This is a genomic window from Stenotrophomonas sp. FR024 (assembly GCF_047500745.2).
GTDB lineage: Bacteria > Pseudomonadota > Gammaproteobacteria > Xanthomonadales > Xanthomonadaceae > Stenotrophomonas > Stenotrophomonas maltophilia_A.
The window spans coordinates 215,019-240,030 of sequence record NZ_JAXAXM020000006.1; the positions used below are offsets into that span (position 1 = coordinate 215,019).

18 protein-coding genes are annotated in these 25,012 nt (G+C 65.4%); 8 read left to right on the plus strand and 10 right to left on the minus strand.

Annotated features, from left to right (window positions below; all coding sequences use genetic code 11):
- Window positions 1–36: 36 nt before the first annotated feature.
- From ACMZ91_RS09385 to dnaA, 7 genes are all read right to left on the minus strand, one after another.
- Window positions 37–1,224, minus strand: coding sequence for a tetratricopeptide repeat protein (locus ACMZ91_RS09385; RefSeq protein WP_032128511.1), 1,188 nt, complete (start codon window positions 1,222–1,224; stop codon window positions 37–39).
- Window positions 1,225–1,356: 132 nt separating this feature from the next.
- A complete protein-coding gene (locus tag ACMZ91_RS09390; RefSeq protein WP_032128510.1) occupies window positions 1,357–2,163 on the minus strand; it encodes a M48 family metallopeptidase in 807 nt (268 codons plus the stop codon).
- 71 nt (window positions 2,164–2,234) lie between these two features.
- A complete protein-coding gene (locus ACMZ91_RS09395) occupies window positions 2,235–3,080 on the minus strand; it encodes a CPBP family intramembrane glutamic endopeptidase (RefSeq protein ID WP_134951819.1) in 846 nt (281 codons plus the stop codon).
- A 67-nt stretch (window positions 3,081–3,147) separates the two neighbouring features.
- Window positions 3,148–5,607 (minus strand): DNA topoisomerase (ATP-hydrolyzing) subunit B, encoded by a 2,460-nt coding sequence (gene gyrB, locus ACMZ91_RS09400; protein ID WP_032128508.1) that lies wholly within the window; start codon window positions 5,605–5,607, stop codon window positions 3,148–3,150.
- A 112-nt stretch (window positions 5,608–5,719) separates the two neighbouring features.
- Window positions 5,720–6,814, minus strand: a complete 1,095-nt coding sequence (recF, locus tag ACMZ91_RS09405) for a DNA replication/repair protein RecF (RefSeq protein WP_134951818.1) — start codon at window positions 6,812–6,814, stop codon at window positions 5,720–5,722.
- 991 nt (window positions 6,815–7,805) lie between these two features.
- Complete coding sequence (gene dnaN, locus ACMZ91_RS09410) at window positions 7,806–8,906, minus strand: DNA polymerase III subunit beta (protein WP_005411731.1); 1,101 nt, start codon at window positions 8,904–8,906, stop codon at window positions 7,806–7,808.
- Window positions 8,907–9,181: 275 nt separating this feature from the next.
- Window positions 9,182–10,513 (minus strand): chromosomal replication initiator protein DnaA, encoded by a 1,332-nt coding sequence (gene dnaA, locus ACMZ91_RS09415; RefSeq protein ID WP_005411730.1) that lies wholly within the window; start codon window positions 10,511–10,513, stop codon window positions 9,182–9,184.
- A gap of 255 nt (window positions 10,514–10,768) precedes the next feature.
- Here dnaA and rpmH point away from each other — a divergent pair, with 255 nt between their 5' ends.
- The 6 genes from rpmH to ACMZ91_RS09445 all read left to right on the plus strand — a co-directional run bounded on the left by rpmH (window position 10,769) and on the right by ACMZ91_RS09445 (window position 18,575).
- Window positions 10,769–10,909, plus strand: coding sequence for a 50S ribosomal protein L34 (gene rpmH / locus ACMZ91_RS09420; protein WP_005411729.1), 141 nt, complete (start codon window positions 10,769–10,771; stop codon window positions 10,907–10,909).
- 5 nt (window positions 10,910–10,914) lie between these two features.
- Window positions 10,915–11,409: a ribonuclease P protein component gene (rnpA, locus tag ACMZ91_RS09425; RefSeq protein ID WP_021203275.1), complete on the plus strand. Its 495-nt coding sequence runs from the start codon at window positions 10,915–10,917 to the stop codon at window positions 11,407–11,409.
- Window positions 11,409–13,124: a membrane protein insertase YidC gene (yidC, locus tag ACMZ91_RS09430; RefSeq protein ID WP_049399025.1), complete on the plus strand. Its 1,716-nt coding sequence runs from the start codon at window positions 11,409–11,411 to the stop codon at window positions 13,122–13,124. Before rnpA ends, yidC begins: the two co-directional genes overlap by 1 nt.
- Before the next feature lie 150 nt (window positions 13,125–13,274).
- Window positions 13,275–15,947 carry a polysaccharide deacetylase family protein gene (locus tag ACMZ91_RS09435; RefSeq protein WP_277779122.1) on the plus strand — a complete coding sequence of 891 codons (2,673 nt, stop codon included), beginning with the start codon at window positions 13,275–13,277 and terminating at the stop codon, window positions 15,945–15,947.
- Between the two features lie 3 nt (window positions 15,948–15,950).
- The gene (gene mnmE / locus ACMZ91_RS09440; protein WP_277779123.1) at window positions 15,951–17,300 is read left to right on the plus strand and encodes a tRNA uridine-5-carboxymethylaminomethyl(34) synthesis GTPase MnmE; all 1,350 of its coding nucleotides are present in this window, start codon (window positions 15,951–15,953) and stop codon (window positions 17,298–17,300) included.
- A gap of 159 nt (window positions 17,301–17,459) precedes the next feature.
- Entirely contained in the window at window positions 17,460–18,575 is a 1,116-nt protein-coding gene (locus ACMZ91_RS09445; protein ID WP_414577315.1) for a glycerophosphodiester phosphodiesterase, read from the plus strand.
- A 154-nt stretch (window positions 18,576–18,729) separates the two neighbouring features.
- Here the strand turns inward: ACMZ91_RS09445 and ACMZ91_RS09450 are convergent, their stop codons facing one another.
- Entirely contained in the window at window positions 18,730–19,500 is a 771-nt protein-coding gene (locus ACMZ91_RS09450) for a rhomboid family intramembrane serine protease (RefSeq protein WP_049400340.1), read from the minus strand.
- A gap of 106 nt (window positions 19,501–19,606) precedes the next feature.
- The gene (locus ACMZ91_RS09455; RefSeq protein WP_121504960.1) at window positions 19,607–20,569 is read right to left on the minus strand and encodes a TerC family protein; all 963 of its coding nucleotides are present in this window, start codon (window positions 20,567–20,569) and stop codon (window positions 19,607–19,609) included.
- Window positions 20,570–20,976: 407 nt separating this feature from the next.
- Here ACMZ91_RS09455 and ACMZ91_RS09460 point away from each other — a divergent pair, with 407 nt between their 5' ends.
- Window positions 20,977–22,146 carry a class I SAM-dependent rRNA methyltransferase gene (locus ACMZ91_RS09460; protein WP_049400342.1) on the plus strand — a complete coding sequence of 390 codons (1,170 nt, stop codon included), beginning with the start codon at window positions 20,977–20,979 and terminating at the stop codon, window positions 22,144–22,146.
- Window positions 22,147–22,270: 124 nt separating this feature from the next.
- On the plus strand, window positions 22,271–23,512 hold the full coding sequence (locus tag ACMZ91_RS09465; RefSeq protein WP_478476266.1) for a dipeptidase: 1,242 nt from the start codon (window positions 22,271–22,273) through the stop codon (window positions 23,510–23,512).
- Between the two features lie 48 nt (window positions 23,513–23,560).
- Here ACMZ91_RS09465 and ACMZ91_RS09470 read toward each other — a convergent pair whose 3' ends face one another.
- A complete protein-coding gene (locus ACMZ91_RS09470) occupies window positions 23,561–24,988 on the minus strand; it encodes an amino acid permease (protein WP_032128498.1) in 1,428 nt (475 codons plus the stop codon).
- Window positions 24,989–25,012: the final 24 nt, after the last annotated feature.

A 25,012-nucleotide genomic window follows, 5' to 3' on the forward strand; every position in this document is an offset into this window, starting at 1 on the left:
GCATCAACTGAGCAGGCATTCAGGCGTTATTCCTACTTACTTCAGGTTGATGATTTTTTTTGCATCAGCCTGGTTCTTCACACCCTTCGCCAGCGCCTGCTGGGCGGCCTGCTTGGCCTCCGGGATGCGACCTTCGGCATGCAGGACGCGTGCCAGGTTCAGGTAGGTCTCACCGTCCTTGGACAGCGGGGCAGCCTTCTGCCACGCATCGATCGCCTGCGGCACCTGGTCGGAGTAGTAGTAGGACTGGGCCAGCGCCAGGTAGACCTGGTAATCCGGCTTCAGGATGCCCTTCTGCAACCCTTCGTTGATGACCGCGATGACGTCCTTTTCCTTGTGTTCGGTGTTGGCATAGATCGAGTACAGCTGCTTGTACTCGCGCTCTTCGGTGAGCTGGCCGCTGCTGCGCAGCTTGTCCATCACCGCGGCAGCCTTCTCCATCTGATCGGCCTGCATGTACATGCTGGCCAGGTTCAGCTGGGCCTTCTTGTCATTCGGGTTCTTGGCGGCCAGTGCCTCGGCTTCCTTCACCGCTTCACCGGACTGGCCGGCTTCGGAGAGGGCCGCCATCAGCAGCTGGTTCCAGTTGTCCTTCGGTTCGGTGGCGCCGGCGATGGCCTGCTTCAGCACCGGGATCGCTTCCTGGTAGCGCTCCAGCTGGTACAGCGCCTGGCCCTTGGCGATCAGCTCTTCCGGCTTGGTCGACTTGCTCTCGGCGAAGTACTTGTCCAGGGTCGCCAGGCCTTCGGCGGTCTGGTCTTCCTGCAGCTGCAGCTGGCCCAGCATCAGCATCGACTGGAAGTGCCCGTTGTTGTCCAGGCCGTTGAACTGCAGGACCTGCTTCAGGTAGGCCACGGCAGCCGGGGTGTCGTCGGTCTGGTAGGCGGCCTGCGAGGCCAGCTGCGCGGCCAGCGACTTGTCGTACTCGTTCGCGGCGCTGTCAGCCAGGATCGCGTCGGCCTGCGTGCGCGTCTCCGGGAACTTTTCCTTGTTGTAGCTGTCGATCATCTTCTGCAGCTTGCTGCCCAGCTTGGCCGATGCCTTGACGGTCGGCTCCTCGCGGGTCGCGTTCGGGTACAGCGCTTCGGCCTTGGCCTGCTTGCCGCCGCGGTTGCCACGCTCGGAGGAACGCGAGGACTGCGCGAAGGCATCGGTGACCACGGCGCCGGTCAGGGCGGTCGCGACGAGGACGGAAAGCACAGCTTTGTGGTTACGGAAAATCATCGTTCACCTCGATCGAACCGCCGGATAGCGGCAAAGTCGGACTGTCAGAAAAATCTGAGCCGCCAAACGTATCAGAAACAGATGGCGTGAGAAATCGTTTTATGTGCTGCAATACAGCATAGAACTGCGCACTCATCCGCACTTTGGCCGCAGCCCGGCCGCCTGCGCCTGCTGATAGACCGGCGTCAGTCCCGGTGCATCGCGTCGCAGTTCCTGGATACGGTTGGCTGGATCGGGGTGGGTGGACAGCCATTGCGGGCTGCGGCCGCCACTGGCGGCCATCATGTTCTGCCACAGGTCGACCGCCTGCGCCGGGTTGAAACCGGCCTGGGCCATCAGTCGCTGGCCGATCACGTCGGCCTCGCTTTCCTGGGTGCGTGAACCGGGCAGCAGGAAGGCGGTCTGCGCGCCCATGCCACCGAGCTGGTTGACGGTGCTGGCAGCGCCTTCTCCGTAGGCCGCGCCGGCCAGCGCACCGAGCACGGCCAGCCCGGTCTGCGCACCCATCTGCCGGGTGATGCGCTCTTCGTGGTGGCGGGCGATGACGTGGCCGATTTCATGGCCGATTACGGCAGCCAGCTGATCCTGGTTTTTGGCGACGGTGAAGATGCCGGTGTTCACGCCGACCTTGCCACCGGGCAGGGCGAAGGCGTTGGGCTCCTTGTCGACGAACACGGCCGTCTCCCACCGTACGCCACGGTATTGAGGCGGCAGCTGCGCGACCAAGGCGTTGACCACGCACTGCACGTAACCGTTCTGGCGGCCGTCGGTGCTGATCTTTTCCTTCTGCTTGGTTTCGGCGAACGCCTGTGCGCCGAGCTGGTCCAGCTGCGCCTGCGACACCCCGCCCACCATCTGCCGACGGCCGGTAGGAGAGGTCGTGGTCGCGCAGGCACTGACCAGGGTGGTGATGACAAGGGCCAGCAGCAGTTGTTTCATGGATCCACCCCCGTGTTCATATGCGCAGTGTGTAGCGTAGCGGCTTAATCTTTCGTCAAGCGGACACGGCGTTACGTTGCCCCGAAGAACACAAGCGCGGCAAGCGCCACGCCGTTGTTCAGCGCGTGCGCGGTGATCGCGGCCCAGAGTGTGCCGGTGCGCTGGTACAGCCAGCAGAACGCGGCACCCATGCCGCCATAGACCAGCCACAGCTGCGCGATCTCGGCCGGGCCGTTGGCACTGGTGCCAGGGATTTCATGGATCAGGGCGAAAGCAAGGCTGCTCAGTACCACGCCCAGCCACGGGCGCCCGGCCTTCCACAGGCGGCCAAACAGCACGCGGCGGAACAGCAGCTCCTCGTAGGCCGGTGCCAGTACCACCGCGAACAGCACCAGGAACAACGGGAAGCGCGCGATCGCACTCTGCATCAGCGCCAGATTGGTGGGAACCGGCTCGATGCCGAACTGCTTGGCCAGGAAGGCGATGCCATTGCTGCCGAGCACGATCAGGGTCGCCACCAGCAGGGTCCAGCCCCAGGTGGAGGGACGGCGCAGCGCCTGGCGCGACGCGTGGCGCTCGGCGGCATTGGCCGGCCGTCGCCAGAAGTACAGCAGCAGCGCGGCGCCGCCGGTGGCAAACAGCGCCATGAGAATCTGCGCAAGCGCGCCCGGCTGGCCCAGTGACGCCGCTACCGAACTGGCGTCGGGGGCACCAGCGCCGGCCTGCGCGTTCGCGTAACCGACCACCAGGCCACGGTACAGGCCCCATAGCAGGCCGCTGATCAGGCTCAGGCCGAACAGGGTGACAGCGGCGATACCCAGGTCGATGAAAAACCCCGCCAACGGCGAAACGACACGCGGCGCGGCAGAAGCCGGCGGAACCGGGGGCGGAGCGGAAACCGGGGCGGATGCGGACATCAGGTACCTGCGTTCAAGAGTCGAAGGCCGGCGCGCCTCCCCGCGCACCGGCCGTGTCCCGATTGTGTCAGATATCCAGGTTTGCGACCTTCAGCGCGTTGTCTTCGATGAAGTCGCGACGCGGTTCGACGACATCGCCCATCAGCGTGCTGAAAATCTGGTCGGCAGCGACAGCATCTTCGATGCGCACCTGCAGCAGTCGACGGGTTTCCGGATTCACCGTGGTGTCCCACAACTGCTCCGGATTCATTTCACCCAGACCCTTGAATCGCTGGATCTGGCGGCCGCGCTTGGCCTCCTCGAGCAGCCAGTTCTGTGCCTTGGCAAAGCTGTCGACTTCGATCGACTTGGCACCGCGGGAAATGGTCGCGCCTTCGCGGACCAGACCGTGCAGCAGCTTCGATGCCTGGTGGATCGCGCGCAGTTCGCCGCTTTCGAAGGCCGACATCGGCAGCACCTGGATGTGCTGTTCGCCCATGTGGCGACGGGTCACCAGCACAGCGGCCGGGCGCTCGTCGTTGGCGTCCTGCAGTTCCAGCGTGAAACGCGGGCTGCCCAGGCTGCCCTGGTTGAGACGCTTGGCCAGTGCATCCAGGCCCTCACCTTCGCCGGCAGCGCGCAGGCTTTCCAGGTCCATCGGGACGAAGTCGACCAGCGCTTCAAGCAGATTGCGGTCGTAGCGGTGTGCGTTGCGCTCGATCGAATCCAGCGCCGCCGCGTAGGCCAGCAGCAGCTTCTCCAGCGCCAGGCCTTCGATGCCGGGCTCGCCGGTGGCCGGCACCAGTGCAGCGTTTTCCACTGCGCTGCTGGCCAGGTAGCTGTCCAGCGCCGGGTCGTCCTTCAGGTACAGCTCCTGCTTGCCCTGCTTGATCTTGTACAGCGGCGGCAGGCCGATGTAGACGTAACCGCGCTCGATCAGCTCCGGCATCTGGCGGTAGAAGAACGTCAGCAGCAGGGTGCGGATGTGGGCGCCGTCGACGTCGGCGTCGGTCATGATGATGATCTTGTGGTAACGCAGCTTGTCCGGGTTGTACTCGTCACGGCCGATGCCGGTGCCCAGCGCGGTGATCAGCGTACCCACCTGGTCGGAGGACAGCATGCGATCGAAACGCGCGCGTTCCACGTTGAGGATCTTGCCGCGCAGCGGCAGCACCGCCTGGTTCTTGCGGTTGCGGCCCTGCTTGGCCGAACCACCTGCCGAGTCACCCTCGACGATGAACAGTTCGGACAGCGCCGGATCCTTTTCCTGGCAGTCGGCCAGCTTGCCCGGCAGGCCCGCGATGTCCAGCGCGCCCTTGCGGCGGGTCAGATCGCGGGCCTTGCGCGCGGCTTCACGTGCACGTGCGGCATCGACGATCTTGCCGGCGATCGCCTTGGCTTCGTTCGGGTTTTCCTGCAGGAACTCTTCCAGGCGCGCACCGAAGGCGTTTTCCACCGCCGGGCGCACGTCGGAGCTGACCAGCTTTTCCTTGGTCTGGCTGGAGAAGCTCGGGTCCGGCACCTTCACCGACAGCACTGCGATCATGCCTTCGCGCATGTCATCGCCGGTCAGGTTGATCTTGGCCTGCTTGGCGATGCCGTTCTGCTCGATGTAGTTGTTGAGCACACGGGTCAGCGCACCGCGGAAACCGGCCAGGTGGGTACCGCCGTCCTTCTGCGGAATGTTGTTGGTGAAGCAGTACATCGTCTCCTGGTAGGAGTCGGTCCACTGCAGCGCCACGTCCACGACGATGCCGTTGTGCTCGCCGGTGACTGAAATGACGTTCGGGTGCAGCGGGGTCTTCAGCTGGGCCAGATGCTCCACGAAGCTGCGGATGCCGCCTTCGTAGTGGAAGTCATCGCGACGGCCATCGCCACGCTCGTCGGCAAGGACGATCTTGACGCCGGAGTTCAGGAACGACAGCTCGCGCAGGCGGCGGGCCAGGATGTCGTAGTGGAATTCCACGTTGTCGTGGAAGGCGACGGTCGACGGCCAGAAGCGCACGGTGGTACCGCGCTTGGTGGTGGCTTCCAGCTTGGCCAGCGCAGTCACGGCTGCGCCGTTGCTGAATTCCTGCTGGTAGTGGGAGCCATTCTGGAACACGTCCACCAGCAGCTTCTGCGACAGCGCGTTGACCACGCTGACGCCGACGCCGTGCAGGCCGCCCGAAACCTTGTAGCTGTTGTCGTCGAACTTGCCGCCTGCGTGCAGGACGGTCATGACCACTTCGGCCGCAGACACTTCGCGACCGAGCTTGGCGCTCATCTGCTCGTGCTTGCCGGTCGGAATACCACGGCCGTTGTCGGACACCGAGACCGAGCCGTCGGCGTGGATCGTCACTGCAACGTGGTCGGCGTGGCCGGCCAACGCTTCGTCGATCGAGTTGTCGACGACCTCGAACACCATGTGGTGCAGACCGGTGCCGTCATGCACGTCGCCGATGTACATGCCGGGACGCTTGCGGACAGCCTCCAGGCCTTCCAGGGCGGTAATGCTGTTGGCGTCGTAATTGCCGTTGTTTGCCGGGGTGTTCTGTTCGTCGCTCATTGCGCTTGCCGTAGGCTCCGCAGGTCGGGCACCGCTTGGGGCGATGCGCCGAGAATGAAAGGATTCCAACCCGAATTATACCAGCCGGGGTCGAGCGGCCCTGGTGTGCCCACTATGGCACAGCCACGATCTGTGCATGTTCCACGTGGAACCGGGCGATGTGGGTCAGTTCCTGCAGCGCCGCCGGGGTTTCGGTGGCGGTGATGAAGATCTGTGCCGGCCCATTGAGCAGGCGCTCCAGTACCCGCGCCTGATGGGTGCGATCCAGCTCCGAGGCCAGATCGTCCAATGCGATCACCGGCCATTCGCCTCGCTGTTCCGCATAGTCCTCCGCCTGTGCCAACAGGCACGCCAACGCCGTCAGCTTGGCCTGGCCGCGGGACAGCGCATCACGACCTGGAATGCTGTGGAAATCCACACTCCAGTCCGCGCGGTGCGGGCCCACCGAGGTATACCCGGCCTGCCGGTCACGTTCCCGGGCCAGAAGCAGCGCATCGGCCAAGGGAAGCTCATGCCGCCGCCAACCGGGGCTCAGCTCCAATCCCTGGATACCGAGTTGTGGAGCGAGGCTGGCGGCCAAGGCGACCGTGCGCTGCTGCAGACGCTCCAGGTAGTGCTGGCGGCGGCTGGTCAGTGGTTCTCCTGCCTCGGCCAGCTCGTGATCCCAGGTATCGAGCATCCGCGACGGCCCGCCCTGCTTGAGCAGGGCATTGCGCTGCTTCAGCGCCCGGGAGTAGCGACGCCACAGGGACAGAAAATCCGGTTCCACGTGGAACAAGCCCCAATCGAGGAAGCGGCGACGGGGTTCACCACCACCACTGACCAGTGCATGGCTCCCGGGCTCGAACGTCACCACGGCCAGCGCTGCGCAGAGATTACCCAGCTGTGCGACATCCTCGCCGTCCAGTCGACCCTTCCAGTCCTGACCACTGTGGCGCAGGCCGGCTTTTCGGCGGTGGGGCGGGTGAAGGGCACGCTGTTCGTCCCATTCCACGAAGATTTCCAGCGCTTCCTGGCCCTGGCGTACCAGACCGTCGCGCACCCGGCCACGGAAGCTGCGGCCATAGGCCATCAAGTGCAGGGCTTCGAGCACGCTGGTCTTGCCGGCACCGTTGTCGCCGGTCAGCAGGTTCAATCCCGGCTGGGGCGACAGGTCCACCGCACTGAAACGACGCAGTTGATGCAAGGCGAGGCGGCGGATCTGCATGGGGCGCGAAAGACCATCCGCACAAGGCGGTAGAGGGGCAGGGAATCCATCAGCTTACTGCATCGGTCAAGCCAGCCGTGCCGCCCCAGACATCGCCACTGTGCTGAAGCTTCCGTCTGGCAACCCTACGCGTGTTCCACGTGGTGGCGCTTCCTCACCTGGGCTCGCCTGGGTCTGGATACGCCCGGGAATCCTTGAATTCTGAGCGGCGGCGCAGGGTACCGGCCCTCAGATTTCAGCGATTTCAGCCTCATTCCGCGAGCATCGCCAGGTGCCCCGACGGTGGTTTGCGCGAACACCGCGCAGATTTCTTGAAATCTACGATGCGATGCCCTGGAGGGTTCCACAGATTTCAAGGAATTCGAGCCCGCCGTTTCACACTGTCCACAGCAGGTCTGTATGACTTATACACAAGATATGGGCAAACTGTGGATAAAAAAGCCCTTTTGCCCGACCTGCGAAACTATCCACAGGTTCCCCCCCAGCCTGAGGGGCCTCTATACAGGGGGTTTCAGTTGCATAAATCTTTTAAAAATCAATTAGATAATGCATTTTTCCACGAAATCTGGGCCTACCATCACCACCATGCTTTAGATTTATACCCAAATTTAGAAGCTAGGCCGACCCCGATCCGACCCCAACGAGACCTGTGGACAGTGGCGTCTGCAGATGAAGCAACCGCAGCGTTGCGACCCACGATCTGCTTCACCCCTCCGGCAAGTTCGGGGAACGTGCATCAGGCTGAAGACCCAGAACGGCATACTCGATCGAAAGCGGCTGGACAGCGCCCAAGCTCACAACCTGGATTCCAATCGCTCAGCACCGATTGCATCAGAAGGGCAGCCAGGATCAATCGGCAACCAGCGATCTCAAGGAAGCCATTCACCCACACCTGGAGATCCGGCCATCGCGATGCTCCACGTGGAACCTGCAAAAAAAACGCCCGGGAAGATCCCGGGCGTCGTTCGGTTCCACGTGGAACAGGCTGCCGTCAGAGACGCAGCGGCATCACCACATGGCGCGACTTCTCGCTGCTGGATTCACGCACCAGCGCCGAGGAGTTGGAGTCGCGCAGCTGGATGATGACTTCCTCGTCGCGCAGGGCGGAAAGGGCATCCAGCAGGTAGTTCACGTTGAAGCCGATGGCCAGATCGCTGACCGTGGTGTCGGCTTCGATCTCTTCCTGGGCTTCTTCCTGCTCCGGGTTGTGCGCGCTGATCTTCAGGTTGCCCGGCGAGACTTCCACGCGGATGCCGCGGTACTTCTCGTTGGACAGGATCGCGGCACGCTGCAGCGAGGCACGCAGTGCTTCGCGATCAACCTTCACTTCGCGGTCGGCACCGATCGGAATCACCGCTTCGTAATCCGGGAAACGGCCGTCGATCAGCTTCGAGGTGAAGGTGACATCGTCGCGCTTGACGCGGACGTGGCTGCGGCCGACTTCCAGCTCGATCTCGCGATCGCCGCTCTCCAGCAGGCGCTGCAGTTCGGTCACGCCCTTGCGCGGCACGATGATCTGGCGCTTGGAACCACTGGGCTTGGCCAGGTCGGTTTCACACAGCGCCAGGCGGTGGCCGTCGGTGGCGACGGTACGCAGCGCATCGCCGCGCAGATCGAACAGCAGACCGTTGAGGTAGTAGCGCACGTCCTGCTGGGCCATCGCGAACGCGGTGCGTTCGATCAGTTCCTTCAGGGTCGCTTCGCCGATGGCCACGCGCTCGGTGGCTTCCACTTCGTCAACCGACGGGAAGTCGTTGGAGGGCAGGGTGGCCAGGGTGAAGCGGCTACGACCGGCCTGCACGGTGATCTTGTCACCGGTCTGCGAGACGGTGATCCGGCTGCCGTCGGGCAGGGCGCGGATGATCTCGAACAGCTTGCGGGCGGGGATGGTGGTTTCGCCGTCCTGGGCATCTTCAACCGCGATCCGCGACACCATCTCCACTTCCAGGTCGGTACCGGTCAGCGACAGCTGGCCGTTCTGCACCTGGACCAGGAAATTGGCCAGAACCGGAAGGGTCTGGCGGCGTTCGACCACGTTGACGACCTGTGCCAACGGCTTGAGAAAGGCTTCGCGCTGCAGTGTGAAACGCATGTGGTTCCGTGCCCCTATGCTTTAAAAAATGTGGAATAAATCAAAAGCTTGGTGGTGCTGGTAGAGACAGAATCGCTGGAAAACAACGCTAAGTCTTTGTAAATAAAAGGATTTCAGGCCTCGAAACCCTCTGTATTACCGACCCCCAGGGGGTGGGGAAAGCTGTGGATAAATTCGACGCGATTTCAGACGCCATTTTTATCCACAACGTGTCCCGCGCTTGCTACCGGATTCTGCACCGTTTTGTGCGATGACGCCTCATCGGCATCCGTGCATCATTCGCTCAACTTCCGGATCAGCTTGTCCCAGTCCTCGCGGAGCTTGCCGTCGGTTTCCATCAGGGTCCGGATCTGGCGGCAGGCATGCAGCACCGTGGTGTGGTCGCGACCGGCAAAGGCGTCGCCGATCTCGGGCAGGCTGTGCTCGGTCAGTTCCTTGGTCAGGGCCATGGCGACCTGGCGCGGGCGTGCCAGCGAGCGGGTCCGACGCTTCGACAGCAGATCCTTGATCTGCAGGCCGTAGTAGTCGGCAACGGTTTTCTGGATGTTGGGAATGCTGATCGCCTGCTGCTGGGCGCGCAGCAGGTCGCGCAGGGTTTCCTGGGCGAATTCGGTGGTGATCGCGCGGCCGGTGAAATTGGCGCGGGCGGTCAGGGTATTGAGCGCGCCTTCGAGGTCGCGCACGTTGGAGCGCATCTTCTTGGCGATCAGGAACGCAACATCATCGGGAATCTCGGCACCGCGTTCGCGTGCCTTGGCCAGCACGATCGCGGCGCGGGTCTCGAAGTCCGGCGGTTCGATCGCGACCGACAGGCCCCAGGCAAGCCGCGACTTCAGGCGCGCTTCCAGGCCCTCGACTTCGCGCGGATAGCGGTCGCAGGTCAGGATGATCTGCTGCTTGCCATCGAACAACGCGTTGAAGGTGTGGAAAAACTCTTCCTGGGTGCGGTCCTTGCCGGCGAAGAACTGGATGTCATCGATCAGCAGCGCGTCCACCTGCTGGAACTGGCGCTTGAACTGATCCATGGTCTTTTCCTGCAGGGCCCGGATCATCGCGCTGAAGAACTGTTCCGAACGCAGGTACAGCACCTTCGCGCCCGGATTGGCCTGGCGCATGGCGTTGCCGGCGGCGAACATCAGGTGGGTCTTGCCCAGGCCGGTGCCCCCGTACAGCAGCAGCGGGTTGTGCGCGCGGTCGCCCGGCTTCTGCGCCGCCTGGAAGGCGGCGGCCAGGCCCAGCTGGTTGCTGCGGCCTTCGACGAAGTTGGCGAACGTGTAGTGGTTGTCCAGGTTGCCGGCGAACGGCACCTGCGGTTCGCTGGACACATGCGCCGACGGCGTGGAAACCGGCGCGTTCTGCGCCTCCACGGGACGCGGGCGCGAGCCGATTTCAAGAAAAACGTCGCTGAAACCGGCGAAATGGGCCAGCAGTTCGCGGATCCGGGCCAAGTACAGCTCGCGGACCTGGTCGACGATGAAGGCATTCGGTGCATACAGCACCAGGCTGTCCACGCGCAGATCGGCCTGCAGCGGCTTCAACCAGGTATGAACGTCTTCCGGCGGGAACTCCGCTTCGAGGCGCTCGAGACTACGGGACCAGGCATCCATCAGCAATAATCGTCCGGTGGCCGGGGCATGGACGCGACAAGGCGCCCAAACACAGGCCGGAAAGGGGGGAAATGGATGGCTCAGACTACCACCGAGCGCCCGCCTTCGGAATGCTTGTCCCCTACTTATTCACAAAAACATCCACAGCTATTGCACAGCCCAGTGAATTCGCGTAGCTGCCAGGGGTTGACTTGGGGCGGGGTACCTCTCTAGAATTTCCGGTTCTTTCCGTCCCATTCATACGAGAGGCCCCCAATGGCCACGAAGCGCACCTACCAGCCCAGCAACCTCAAGCGTAAGCGCGACCACGGCTTCCGTGCCCGTATGAAGACCGCTGACGGCCGCAAGATCCTGTCGCGTCGCCGCGCCAAGGGCCGCAAAGTCCTGAGCGCCTGATTGCCATGCCGCACATCGCGGCAGACGCAATCCCTTCGACAGTGAATACTGCAGACCCGCGCAAGCGATTCCCTCGCTCTGCGCGGGTTCGCACGCGTGCCGAATACTCAACGGTCTTCAACGGCGCCCGCCGTGTGTCCGATCCGCTGATGACCCTGCACTGGCTGCCGGCTGACCGGCCGGCCAGGCTGGGTCTGGCGGTTTCCCGCAAGGTTGATCCGAACGCCGTCGGGCGTAACCGGATCAAGCGCGTCCTGCGCGACATCCTGCGTCAGACACGTACCGACATCCAGCCAGGCGACTTTGTCGTCGTGGCTCGAAGTGCTGCGCGTTCCGCCAGCAACGACGAGATCCGCCAGGCCTTCCTGCGCCTGCTGCGTCGCCTGCGTGCATTGCCCACGCCGGGCGTGGACGGCACAATGCCGCCGCCTGATGGCATCGCAACTCCTTCTTTGACCGAGCCGGCATCGCGTCCCGGCCCCGCCGAGCCTGTCCGCTGATGAACCAGACCCGCGTATTCCTCATTTTTGCCTGGCTGATGGTGGCCGTGCTGCTGTGGATGGAGTGGAGCCGTGAAAAGGCTGCTCCGACCCCGGCACCGACGACCACGTCGGCCCCGGCCGCCGCACAGAGCGTTCCGGGCGCAACCCCGGGCGCCATCCCCAGCGCCCAGGTGCCGGGTGCCCCCGGCCAGGCCGCCGTGCAGGCCCAGGCCAGCGCCACCCCGGCCAGCCAGCGCGTGACCGTCACCACCGACGTGCTGCGCCTGGTGCTCGACGGCGGCCGCGTGCTGGATGCCGAGCTGCTGCAGTTCCCGCAGACCAAGGACGAAGGCAGCCCGCCGGTCCGCCTGCTGACCGAAGACCCCGCGCACCCGTACAGCGCGATCAGTGGCTGGGCCAGCGAAGACAAGAACACCCCGGTCCCCGGCGCCGACGGCTTCAAGCTGGTCGGTGACACCAAGGACTTCGTGCTGGCCAAGGGCCAGAACGAGCTGCAGATCCCGTTCGTGTGGACCGCCGACAACGGCGTGACCATCAAGCGCACGCTGACCGTCTCGCGCAACGAGTATGCCGTGCGCTTCAAGGATGAAGTCAGCAACGCCGGCGCCGCGCCGTGGAACGGCTACGTCTACCGCACCCTGGACCGCACCCCGACCATCCTGTCGCGGAGCATGACCAACCCGGATTCCTTCAGCTTCAACGGTGCCACCTGGTACGACAACGACAAGAAGTACCAGCGTCGTGCGTTCAAGGACTACCTGGAAGACGGCACGCTGAACCAGAACATCACCGGCGGCTGGCTGGCGATGCTGCAGCACCACTTCTTCACCGCCTGGATCCCGCAGAAGGACCAGACCGCACACTACGTGCTGTCGCAGGTGGCCGGTCGTGACCTGATCGAAGCGCGTGGTCCGGCCTTCACTGTGGCCCCGGGCCAGTCCACCAGCACCGAAGCCCGCCTGTGGGTCGGCCCGAAGCTGGTCAACCTGATTGCCAAGGAAGACGTGCCGGGCCTGGACCGCGTGGTCGACTACAGCCGCTTCTCGATGATGGCGGTGATCGGCCAGGGCCTGTTCTGGGTGCTGAACCAGGTGCACAAGCTGGTCGGCAACTGGGGCTGGGCGATCGTCGGCCTGGTGGTGCTGCTGAAGCTGGTGCTGTACCCGCTGTCGGCGACCCAGTACAAGAGCGGCGCCAAGATGCGTCGTTTCCAGCCGCGCATCGCGCAGCTGAAGGAACGCTATGGCGATGACCGCCAGAAGTTCCAGACCGCGATGATGGAGCTGTACAAGAAAGAAAAGATCAATCCGATGGGCGGCTGCCTGCCGATCCTCATCCAGATGCCGATCTTCTTCGCCCTGTACTGGGTGCTGGTGGAATCGGTCGAACTGCGCCAGGCGCCCTGGTTCGGCTGGATCCAGGACCTGACCGCACGCGACCCGTACTTCATCCTGCCGGTGATCAACGTGGCGGTGATGTGGTTCACCCAGAAGCTGACCCCGGCACCGGGCATGGACCCGATGCAGCAGAAGATGATGCAGTTCATGCCGCTGGTGTTCGGCGTCATGATGGCCTTCATGCCGTCCGGCCTGGTTCTGTACTGGGTGGTCAACGGCGGCCTGGGCCTGCTGCAGCAGTGGTGGATGACCAAGCGCCATGGCGGCGAGCCGGTCCCGGCCACCACCGCCCCGGCCCCGGTCAAAAAGAAGTAATCCGACCGGCAGGTCGCCGGCTTTGTAGAGTCGACCTTGGTCGACTGCCATTGAGCCCCGACCGACCCGCAGAAGCCCGCCGCAAGGCGGGCTTTTCGCATGCGGCGTTAGAATCGCCGGCACACCGTTCCTCCATCCATCGAGTCCGCCATGCCGCGTGCGTCGTCGTTCCGCCTGTTCCTGCCCTCGCTGTTGTTGACCCTGGTCGTTGCCGGCTGTGGCGACAAGGACGCGAAGGCACCGGTAACCGGCGTGACCCAGCCCAGCGCGCAGGCCGCGGCCGCCGCCGACCCGGCCGCCGCGCCGTTGCTGGCTGCGCTGCAGAAGCAGCTCGACGGTTACCGTCGGATCATCGTGCTGCTGGCCGACGAAGAACAGCAGTCGGCCGCCGACCGCGGCACCTCCACGCGTGTGGGCCAGCAGCTGTTCCATGATGGCCTGGAGCAACGTACGGCCATCGCCGCGCAGTTCGACACCCTGCTGCGCGGTTCCAGTCCGCAGCGCTTCGCCACCCTGGGTACCGTGCTGGACTACATCGAGTCCGCGCCGGAACTGTTCGATGCCGACCGCCTGGCCTTCCGCGAAGTGCTGCGTGATCTGCATGAGCGGGTCGGTACCGATTCGTCGCTGCCGGCGGTGAAGCTGCACCAGCGCATCGGCGAGGACCTGGAGGCGCTCGACGAGATCGAACGCAACTACAACCAGGAACTGACCCGCATCTTCAGCCGCTTCGAGCGCACCCGCGCCATCGAGCTGAAGCGCGAGAAGTGGGACGATTACATCGCGCACCTGCACAAGGACTACAGCCGCGAAGCGATCCTGCGCGACTACGGGGTGATCGAGCCGTACCCGATGTCCATGAAGGACAGCGACCGCGAAATCTTCGGCCGCGACCTGCCGGCCAAGACCGTGGTGCTGACCTTCGACGATGGCCCGCACAAGGCCTACACCGATGAAGTGGTGGCCATCCTCAAGCGCTACGACGTGCCGGGCGTGTTCTTCGAAGTGGGCCGAAACCTGGGCAAGGTCGAGGCCGATGGCAAGGTCAGCCTGGGCCCGATGGCGAAGATCAGCCGCAACCTGATGGAAGAGGGCTATGCGGTCGGCAACCACAGCCTGACCCACGCCCAGCTGTCGCGCACCACCGGGGATGCGCTGCGCCAACAGGTACTCGACACCGACACGCTGCTGAAGGACGTGGACAGCAAGCGCGCGCCGCTGTTCCGCTTCCCGTACGGCGCGCGCAACGCCGAAGGCCTGCAGCTGCTCAACGAGGCCGGGCTGAAGTCGATCATGTGGAACATCGACTCGATGGACTGGGCCGACCCGGTACCGGAGTCGATCGTGCAGCGCGTGCTCGACCAGGTGAACAAGGAACAGCGCGGCATCATCCTGTTCCACGACATCCACGATCGTGCGGTGAAGGCGCTGCCGCAGATCCTCGACCGGCTGATCGCCGATGGCTACCAGTTCGCCGGCTGGAATGGCCGCGACTTCACCGTCGCCCGTGCGCGAAAGGGCGACGCCGGTGCCGCCACCGTCACCACCGGCTACGAGAAGTCGTGGGCGATCGTGGTCGGCATCGACACCTACGCCAAGTGGCCGAAGCTGGAATACGCCAGCCATGATGCTCAGGCAGTGGCCGATACCTTGACCGGGCAGTTCGGCTTCCCGTCCTCGCAGGTGATCGTGCTGAAGAACGAGCAGGCCACCCGCAACAACATCCTGGCCGCCTTCCACGACCGCCTGGCCGATGACCGCACCGGCAAGAACGACCGCGTGTTCGTGTTCTTCGCCGGCCATGGCGCGACCCGCCAGCTCGCCTCCGGGCGCGACCTCGGCTACATCATTCCGGTCGATTCGGATCCGAAGGAATTTGCCACCGACGCGATCGCGATGACCGACATCCAGAACATCGCCGAAAGCATGCAGGCCAAGCATGTGATGTTCGTGATGGATGCCTGCTACAGCGGCCTGGGCCTGACCCGTGGCGGTCCCTCGTCGTCGTCGTTCCTGCGCGAGAACGCGCGACGCAGCGCGCGGCAGATGCTGACCGCCGGTGGTGCCGACCAGCAGGTGGCCGATGCCGGCCCGAACGGCCATTCGGTGTTCACCTGGGTGCTGCTGCAGGCGTTGGCCGGCAAGGGCGACCTCAACGGCGACGGCCTGATCACCGGTACCGAACTGGCCGCCTACGTGGCGCCGGCGGTCTCGGCGGTCTCGCACCAGACCCCGGCCTTCGGCAGCCTGCCCGGTTCGCAGGGCGGCGAGTTCGTGTTCCAGGTGCCGGACAGCCAGGAATTCCTCAACGCCGATACGCGCCAGCTGACAGCCGATGCGATCGCGCTGAACAACAAGGTGGATGCGGCCAGCGAGGCCAAGGGCAGCCAGGTACCGGTGACCGTGGCCGACCTGCAGGGTGGCAAGGCCAAGCTGGTGGTGCCCACCGCCGGCCCGGCGTCCGACCGCCAGCGCGCGCAGCAGGCCAATGACCGTGGCCTGCAGCTGTACCGCGAGAAGCAGTACGACGAAGCGGTAGCCCAGTTCACCGAGGCGCTGAAGCTGCGCCCGGACTTCGCCCAGGCCGCCAACAACCTCGGCTTCGTCTACTACCGCCAGCAGCGCTATGCCGAAGCGGCGCGCTGGCTGGAGAACACACTGAAGATCGACCCCTCGCGCGCCGTGGCCTATCTCAACCTGGGCGACGCCTACTTCAACGCCGGCGACAAGGCCAAGGCCAAACAGGCCTACACCACCTACCTGGCGCTGCAGCCGCAGGGCAGCGGCGCGGCCCAGGCGCGTGCGCAGCTGGAGAAACTCTGAGCCATGAACGACGCGATCCGCACCGACACCATCGTGGCCATAGCCAGTGCGCCCGGCGCCGGCGGTGTCGGCCTGCTGCGCCTGTCCGGCCCGCGCGCTGCAGCGATTGCCAATGCGCTGGGTGCACCTGCACTGCGTCCGCGCCACGCGCACTACGCGCGCCTGCGTGATGCCGACGGCGAGGTCATCGACGATGGCATCGTGCTGTGGTTCCCGGCACCGAACAGCTTCACCGGCGAAGAGGTGGTGGAGCTGCAGGGCCATGGCAGCCCGGTGCTGCTGCAGCAACTGGTCGCGCGCTGCATCGCGCTCGGTGCGCGCCAGGCGCGCCCGGGTGAGTTCAGCGAACGGGCGTTCCTCAACGGCAAGCTCGACCTGGCCCAGGCCGAGGCCATCGCCGACCTGATCGCCGCGGGCGACAACCGTGCCGCGCGCGCTGCGCGCCGTTCGCTGGATGGTGTGTTCTCGCGCCGCATCGACGCCGTGGTCGAGCAGCTGGTGCTGCTGCGCATCCACGTGGAAGCGGCCATCGACTTCGCCGACGAACCGCTGGACACGCTCGGCGGCGCGCAGGTGCGGCGTGGGCTGGAACAGGCGCGCGCTGATCTTGCCCTGCTGCGTCGTGATGCCGAGCGCGGCCGTCGCCTGCGCGATGGCCTGCATGCGGTGCTGATCGGGCCGCCGAATGCCGGCAAGAGTTCATTGCTCAATGCGCTGGCCGGCAGCGAACGCGCCATCGTCACCGACATCGCCGGCACCACCCGCGACACCCTGCGCGAGACCATCCGCCTGGACGGCCTGGAGCTGACCCTGGTCGACACCGCGGGCCTGCGCGACGGTGGCGACGCCATCGAACGCGAAGGCATGCGCCGCGCGCATGTGGAAATCGAACGCACCGACCTGGCGCTGATCGTGCTGGATGCGCGCGATCCGGCTGCGGGTGAAGCGGCGCTGGGCGATGCCGTGGCGGCGGTGCCGCACAAGGTCTACATCCACAACAAGTCAGACCTGCTGACGGCGCTGCCGACACTGGACGATCCGGATCGGGTGTTCGTTTCGGCGGCCACCGGCGCCGGACTCGAAGATCTGCATGCGCGCCTGCGTTCGATTGCCTCGGCCGGGGCAGGCGAGCAGGTGGACGGCGAGTTCTCCGCACGCACCCGCCACGTCGATGCGATCGAGCGCGCGCAGGAACACGCGCAGCGCGCCGATGGCGAGCTGGCGCATGAGCACCTGGAACTGGCCGCCGAGGAACTGCGGCTGGCGCATGACGCGCTGGGTGAGATCACCGGGCAGATGAGTGCCGATGACCTGCTGGGAAGGATCTTCTCCAGTTTCTGCATCGGGAAGTAAGCCTTGGTAGTGCCGGCCGCTGGCCGGCAACCCAGCCGAACGAGCTCCTCGGGATCGCTACGGGGTCGGAGCCCCTGCGGGGATCCGACCCCAGGTCCCCCACCTGTCACATTGCCGCCGCATACTGACGCCCATCACATACCGCTTGGGGAAGTCGCAGTGAAGTCGTGGGGTTGTGCGTTGCTGTTGTCGCTGGCCGTGGCACCATCGGTGGCCATGAGTGCTGAATCCTCCACCCCGGCCGCGCACAAGGTGTCGGTCTATGGCCATCGCGGGGCGAGCGCGTTGCTGCCCGAGCACACCCTGGCCGCCTATGCGCAGGCGATCGCCGATGGCGCCGACTACATCGAGCCGGATCTGGTGATGACCAGGGACGGAGTGATGGTGGCCCGCCACGAGAACGAGATCAGCGGCACCACCGACGTCGCTTCGCATCCAGAGTTCGCCAGCCGCCGCACCAGCAAGGTGATCGATGGTCAGAAGGTCGACGGCTGGTTCACCGAAGACTTCACACTGGCCGAGCTGAAGACCCTCTATGCGCGCGAGCGCCTGCCGGAACTGCGCAGCACCGCCTACGACGGGCAGTTCCGCATCGCCAGCCTGGACGAGATCCTGGCCTTCCTGGTGCAGCAGGCCGGGCGTGCCAACCGCGGCATCGGCCTGGTACCGGAGATCAAGCACCCGACCTACTTCCAGTCGATCGGCCTGCCGATGGAAGACAAGCTCCTGACCGCGCTGCGTGGCAATGCCTATACCAATGTCGGCCCGGTCACCATCCAGTCGTTCGAGACCGCCAACCTGCGCTACCTGCGCGGCAAGATCCCGCGCGGCAGCAACATCCGCCTGCTGCAACTGCTGTGGAAGGGCGACACCCAGCCGGCCGACATCGCCAAGGCCGGTGGCAAGCTGACCTACGCGCAGATGATGACGCCGGCAGGACTGAAGGACATCGCCAGCTACGCCGACAGCATCGGCCCGGAACTGCGCTCGATCATTCCGCTGGACGCCAAGGGCGCGCTGAGCACTCCGACCACGCTGGTACAGGACGCACATGCAGTGGGCCTGATGGTGATTCCGTACACCTTCCGTCCGGAGAACCACTTCCAGGCCAGCAACCTGCGCAAGGGCGCCGACAACGCGCGCAATGCAGAGGGGTCGGTTGCCGAGATGCGCGCCTATCTGGCCACCGGCATCGATGCCTTCTTCACCGATGACCCGGCACTGGGCCGGCAGGCGGTGGATGGCATGGGCGCGGCGGGGAATGCGGCGAACTGACCGGCCAATGCCGCCGGGCATGGCCCGGCGCTACCGGATGTGACGGAATGCTCTGGTAGTTGCCAACCTTGGTTGGCATGCAGCGGGAGCGCCGACCAAGGTCGGCCACTACCGGGTCATGAGGTTGCCGGCCAGCGGCCGGCACTACCATCGCTCAGCCGCGCGGCTCGTCCGGCCGGCGGAACGGGATCACCACGTAGTCCTGGCCCTCGCGCGGCTGCCACAGCACCGGCACGCGCTGCGGTGACGGCGGCTCCAGCTCGTCGTCGGCCAGCGGTTCGACGTCTTCTTCTTCGTCTTCCCAGCTGTAGCGCGGGCGCGGCGGCAGCGGGTCGGCGTTGCGGAACAGCAGCGCAGCAATGATGCCGGCGAAGGCGCCGCCCATGTGCGACTGCCAGGACACACCATCGGCGTGCGGCAGGATGGTCATCAGCATGCCGCCGTAGAACAGCATGCCGATCAGGCCGGTGGCGATGGCCGCGCGATCGCGGCGCAGCAGGCCCAGGCTGGCCAGCAGGAACATCAGGCCGTGGGTCACGCCGCTGGCGCCCAGGTGCACGCTGCCCGGATTGCCCAGCATCCACGCGCCGATGCCCGAGCCCAGCCACAGCAGGGGCAGGGCGCGCACGGTGGCTTTCGGGTAGACGCTGCCGGCCAGCGTGCCGAGGATCAGGATCGCGATGCTGTTGGCGGCGATGTGCTCGACCGAGGCATGCAGCATCGGGCCGCCGATCAGGCCAAGCAGACCCTTGGCTTCCAGCGGCGCGACTGCCCACGGTCGCCAGTCGAACGTGCCCTGCAGGGCGAACACGGCCACCAGCACCAGCACGGCGGCCAGGCTGACATTGAACGCCCGCAGGATGCGCGAGCGGTCATTGCGGGGGGCCGGCACGTCGCCAGCGGGCAGGGGCGCGTTGTTGTTCATACCTCAGCAATGGCGGTGGTTGGCGCGAAACCAAGGCCACCGCTGCGGGAGAGTGGAAACGGCCGGCGGGACAATCCCACCGGCCGCGCCATCCAGCGGGTCAGGCTCAGGCCTGGCCTTCGCCTTCCTTCGGCGGGTACTTCAGGCTCAACACCACGGTAGCGGCGATGATCACCGCCACCACGCCCAGCGAGATCGGGGTCGGGATCTTGAACAGGTCGATGATCATCATCTTGATGCCGATGAAGCCCAGCACCAGCGCCAGGCCGTACGGCAGCAGGTGGAAGCGGTCGGCCATGCCGGCCAGCAGGAAGAACATCGCACGCAGGCCCAGCACCGCGAACACATTGGAAGTGAGCACGATGAACGGGTCGGTGGTGATCGCGAAGATCGCCGGGATGCTGTCCACGGCGAAGATCACGTCGGTGACCGCGATCAGGATCAGCACCGCGAACAGCGGGGTGAACCAACGCACGCCGTCGCGCTTCACGCTCAGTGCGTTGCCGGCGTAGTCCGGCAGCAGGCGCAGGTGCTTGCGCATCCAGCGCAGGGCCGGGTTGGCTTCCAGATCGGGCTCCTGCCCGGCGGCGAACCACATCTTCCAGCCGGTGAACAGCAGGAAGGCGCCGAACACGTAGAGCAGCCAATGGAACTGGGTGATCAGCACGCTGCCGGCGAAGATCATGACCGTACGCAGCACGATCGCGCCCAGGATGCCGATGATCAGCACCTTCTGGCGCTGCTCCTCCGGCACCGCGAAGTAGCTCATGATCATGAGGAAGACAAAGATGTTGTCGACCGCCAGCGCCTTCTCGACCAGGTAGCCGGTCAGGAATTCGAGGCCGACCTTGTTGGCCACGACCTGGCCGGCGGTCTCATTCAGGTAGTACCAGAGGCCCGCATTGAACAGCAGGGCCAGCGCGACCCAGCCGATGGACCACCACAGGGCCTCCTTGAAGGTGACCTTGTGCGGCCCACCATGGCGCATCAACACGAGGTCGACCAGCAGGGCGATGACCACCACCGCTGCGAAGCCGCCCCACAACCACACGTTACCGATCGTCTGCATTGGGAATGTCCGTTGGAAAGATGAATGCCAGGCCGGACGGCGAGGATCTGCAACGGAGGATCGGGAGGGGGATCCAGGGACAGAGCTTCGCCAGTACGGCGAAGGTCTCGCTCGCAGTTCCAGTCGGCTGGAACTGCCGTTGCACCGGAGCCTGCGGGCTCGAAATGACGGCGACAACGTCTGGGAGCTACTCCCCTTCTGGCGCAGATTCTGCGGCCTGGCCGGGCTGCCGTCAAATGCCGGGTGGCCGGGGCCCCCGCCCTGGTAGATGCCAACCTTGGTTGGCACGCCGGCCGGCCCGCCCTGGTAGGTGCCAACCTTGGTTGGCACGCCTTGCCCGGGCCGTTCAGCAACGCCCGTCGCGCCAGCTCGACTCTACGAAAGCGCCCCCCGGCTACAATAGGTGGATGAATACCCCCCTTCCGATTGTCCGCCTCAAGAATGCGTGGCGTTCCAGCCACCCGTGGATCTTCCAGAAACTGGTCGAGAAGCCGACCGTCCGGCCCAAGCCCGGTTCCATCGTCGACGTGGTCGGCGTGGACGGGGAGTTCATCGGCCGCGGGTTCTACAACGGGCACTCGCGCATTGCCGTGCGCATCCTCGAAACCGACCAGAACGTGCCGGTGGATGCCGGCTGGTTCTCGCGCAAGATCGCCCAGGCGGTGTCGCTGCGCCGTGAGGTGCTGAAGCTCGACGCGGTGTCCGACGCCTGGCGCGTGGTGCACAGTGAGGGCGATGGCTTGTCCGGCCTGGTGGTGGACCGCTACGGCGATCTGGTGGTGGTCGAATTCTTCGCCGCCGGTATGTTCCGCCACCGCGAGTGGATCTACGACGCCCTGCGCGAGCAGTTCCCGGGCTGCCGCTTCCACAGCTTCGCCGACGAGCACGTGCAGAAGCAGGAAAGCTTCGACTTCCACGGCAACACCACCACCGAAGCGGCGGTGATCACCGAGTACGGCATCAAGTTCCGCGCTGACCCGGCCGGTGCGCACAAGACCGGCTTCTTTGCCGACCAGCGCGAGAACCGCGAGTGGCTGAGCCAGCAGGTGGAAGGCAAGAGCGTGCTCGACCTGTGCTGCAACACCGGCGGTTTCGCCGTGTACGCGGCGGCGCGTGGTGCCACTGAAGTGGTCGGCATCGACATCGATGAAGACGTCATCCAGATCGCCAAGGGCAATTCGCGCCTGAACAACGTGCGCCCGAAGTTCGTCCAGTCCGACATCTTCCCGTGGCTGCGCGACGCCGCCAACCGCGGTGAGCAGTACGACGTGGTGATCCTGGACCCGGCGAAGATGACCCGCGACCGCGACCAGGTGATCACTGCGCTGAAGAAGTACCTGGACATGAACAAGCTGGCGCTGGGCGTGGTGAAGCCGGGCGGCCTGTTCGCCACGTTCTCCTGCACCGGCCTGGTGGCCGAGGACCAGTTCCTCGACATGCTGCGCCGCGCGGCCTATTTCTCCGGCCGCACGATCCAGATCCTGAAGGTGGCCGGCGCCGGCCCGGATCATCCGTTCATGGCCCACGTGCAGGAATCGCGTTACCTCAAGGCCGTGTTCTGCCGCGTGGTGGACTGATTTCCAGATGCAGAGTCGAGCGATGCTCGACTCGCGGTGCCTGATCAGTCGAGCACAGTTCGACTCTACAAATCCGCGGTCCGCAGCGCTATGGTCGGGCTCTTCCCATTGCCGGTGAGAGCCCATGCCATCGTTGCGCCACCTGTCCGTCGTGCTTGCCCTGGCGCTGTGCGCGCCGCTGTCGGCTCATGCCATCGAGTTCAGCGCACAGGAGCTGGCGCGCGCCAAGGCCCTGCAGCAGCGCCTGGTCACCCTCGACAGCCACCTGGATACGCCGGCCAATTTCGGCCGAACCGGCTTCGACATCGAGCAGCGTCACGACCGCAATGCGCTTTCGCAGGTCGACTACCCGCGCATGGTCGAAGGTGCGCTGGACGGCGGTTTCTGGGCGATCTACACCGATCAGGGCGACCGCAGCCCCGCTGCGCACCTCGCCGAGCGTGACCATGGCCTGCAGCGGCTGCTGGAGATCCGCGAAATGCTGGCGGCCAACCCCGAGCGCTTCGCGCTGGCATTGACCGCCGATGACGCGGCGCGGATCAAGGCCGCCGGCAAGCGCGTGGTCTACATCAGCATGGAAAACGCCAGCCCGCTGGTGGAAGACCCGAGCCTGCTGTCGTTCTACCACCGCGCCGGCCTGCGCCTGCTCAGCACCGTGCACTTCGCCAACAACGAGTTTGCCGATTCGGCCACCGATCCCAAGGGTGCGGAGTGGAAAGGCCTGAGCCCGGCCGGCAAGGACCTGGTGCGGCAGGCGGTGAAGCTGGGCATCGTGATCGACCAGTCGCATGCGTCCGACGCGGTGTTCGACGACCTGCTGGCGATGATGCCGGTGCCGTTCGTGCTGTCGCACAGCTCGGCCAAGGCGGTCTACGACCACCCGCGCAATCTGGATGACGCGCGCCTGCGCAAGCTGGCCAAGGCCGGCGGCGTGATCCAGGTGAACGCCTATGGCGGCTACCTGATCGACACCGCAAAGACGCCCGAGCGCAAGCAGGCCGAGGAAGCGCTGAGCAAGCAGCTGGGTGGCTGGGAAGGCATGGGCATCGAACAGGGCGTTGCCCTGCTGAAGGCCGAGCAGGCGCTGGACCACGAGCACCCGGTGCGCCATGCCAGCCTCGACGACTTCTTCGCCCACTTCGAGCACATCCTCAAGGTGGTGGGCCCCGAGCACGTGGGCATCGGCCTGGACTGGGATGGCGGCGGTGGCCTGAGCGACCTGCCCGATGTCAGCCAGCTGCCGAAGATCACCGCGTGGCTGCTGCGCAAGGGCTATACCGAGCAGCAGATTGCCGGCATCTGGGGCGGCAACCTGCTGCGGGTGATGCGCCAGGCGCAGGACTACGCGGCAAAGCAGGGCGGTTGACCGCCCTGCGGTAGTGCCGGCCGCTGGCCGGCACGACCGGTGATCCGTTTACTTCGCGATCAGTGCGTGGCGGCGGCTGTACAGGAAGTACAGCACCAGGCCGGCCAGGTTCCACAGCAGGAAGTACAGCTGGGTGCTGTGCGGCAGGCTGAGGAACAGATAGATGCAGCCCAGCGCGGCCAGCGGACCAACCACGAAGGCCAGCGGGGTACGGAAGGTACGTTCGCGGTTCGGCTCGCGCAGGCGCAGCACCACCAGGCAGATGCCCACGGCGGTGAACGCGGCCAGGGTGCCGGCATTGGCCAGCGCCGCGATCTCGTCCAGGCGGGCCACGCCGGCCAGCGCCGACACCACCACCGCGGTGAACAGCGTGGTCGCCACCGGCGTGCCGGTACGTGCGTTGACCTTGGACAGGCCACGCGGCAGCAGGCCATCGCGGCTCATCACGAAGAAGATGCGGCTCTGGCCGTACAGGAAGGCCAGCAGCACCGTCGGCAGCGCGATGATCGCGATCACGCCGATCACCATCGCCGCGGTCGGATGGCCCAGCTGGCGCATGATCAGGGCCAGCGGCTCGGCGCTGTGGCCGAACACCGCGTAGCTCATCGCACCGACCGCGGCCAGCGCGACCAGCACGTAGACGATGGTGCAGCCGATCATCGAACCGATGATGCCGATCGACAGGTCGCGGCCTGGGTTCTTGGTTTCTTCGGCGGCGGTGGAGATCGCATCGAAGCCGTAGAAGGCGAAGAAGATGATCGCTGCCGCCGCCATTACGCCGTGTTCGACGCCATCAGGGCCCATCGACTTGGCAAAGCCATACGGCATGAACGGCTGCAGGTTGGCGCTGTCGAAGGCGGGCAGGGCCACGGCCACGAAGATGGCCAGCGCGATCAGCTTGAACACCACCAGGATGGCATTGAGGGTGGCGCTTTCCTTGGTGCCGGCCATCAGCATGCCGGCCACCAGCCAGGTGATGACGATCGCCGGGAGGTTGATCATGCCGCCTTCCACGTGCGGGCCGGCTGCGAGCCACGCTGGCAGGTGCACGTTCCAGCCGAACTGGGTGTGGACCCATTCGAGGAAGCCGACGAAGTAGCCGGACCAGCCCACCGCCACCGTACTCACCACCAGTGAGTACTCCAGGATCAGGCTCCAGCCCACCACCCAGGCGAACACCTCGCCCAGCGCGCTGTAGCTGTAGGTGTAGGCACTGCCGGCGGCCGGCATCATCGTCGACAGCTCGGCGTAGGACAGTGCCGCGCAGGCGCAGACCGCACCGGCGATGGCGAAGGAGATCAGCACGGCCGGGCCGGCCAGGTTGGCACCGACGCCGATCAGCGTGTAGATGCCGGTACCGACGATGGCGCCAATACCCAGCGCGATCAGGTGCGGCCAGCTGAGCGTCGGGATCAGGCGCCTGCCGGCTTCGTGGACGGTGACGGAATCTAGGGACTTGCGCCGGAACAGGGACATGCAGGCCTCGGAAGGGGTGACTAA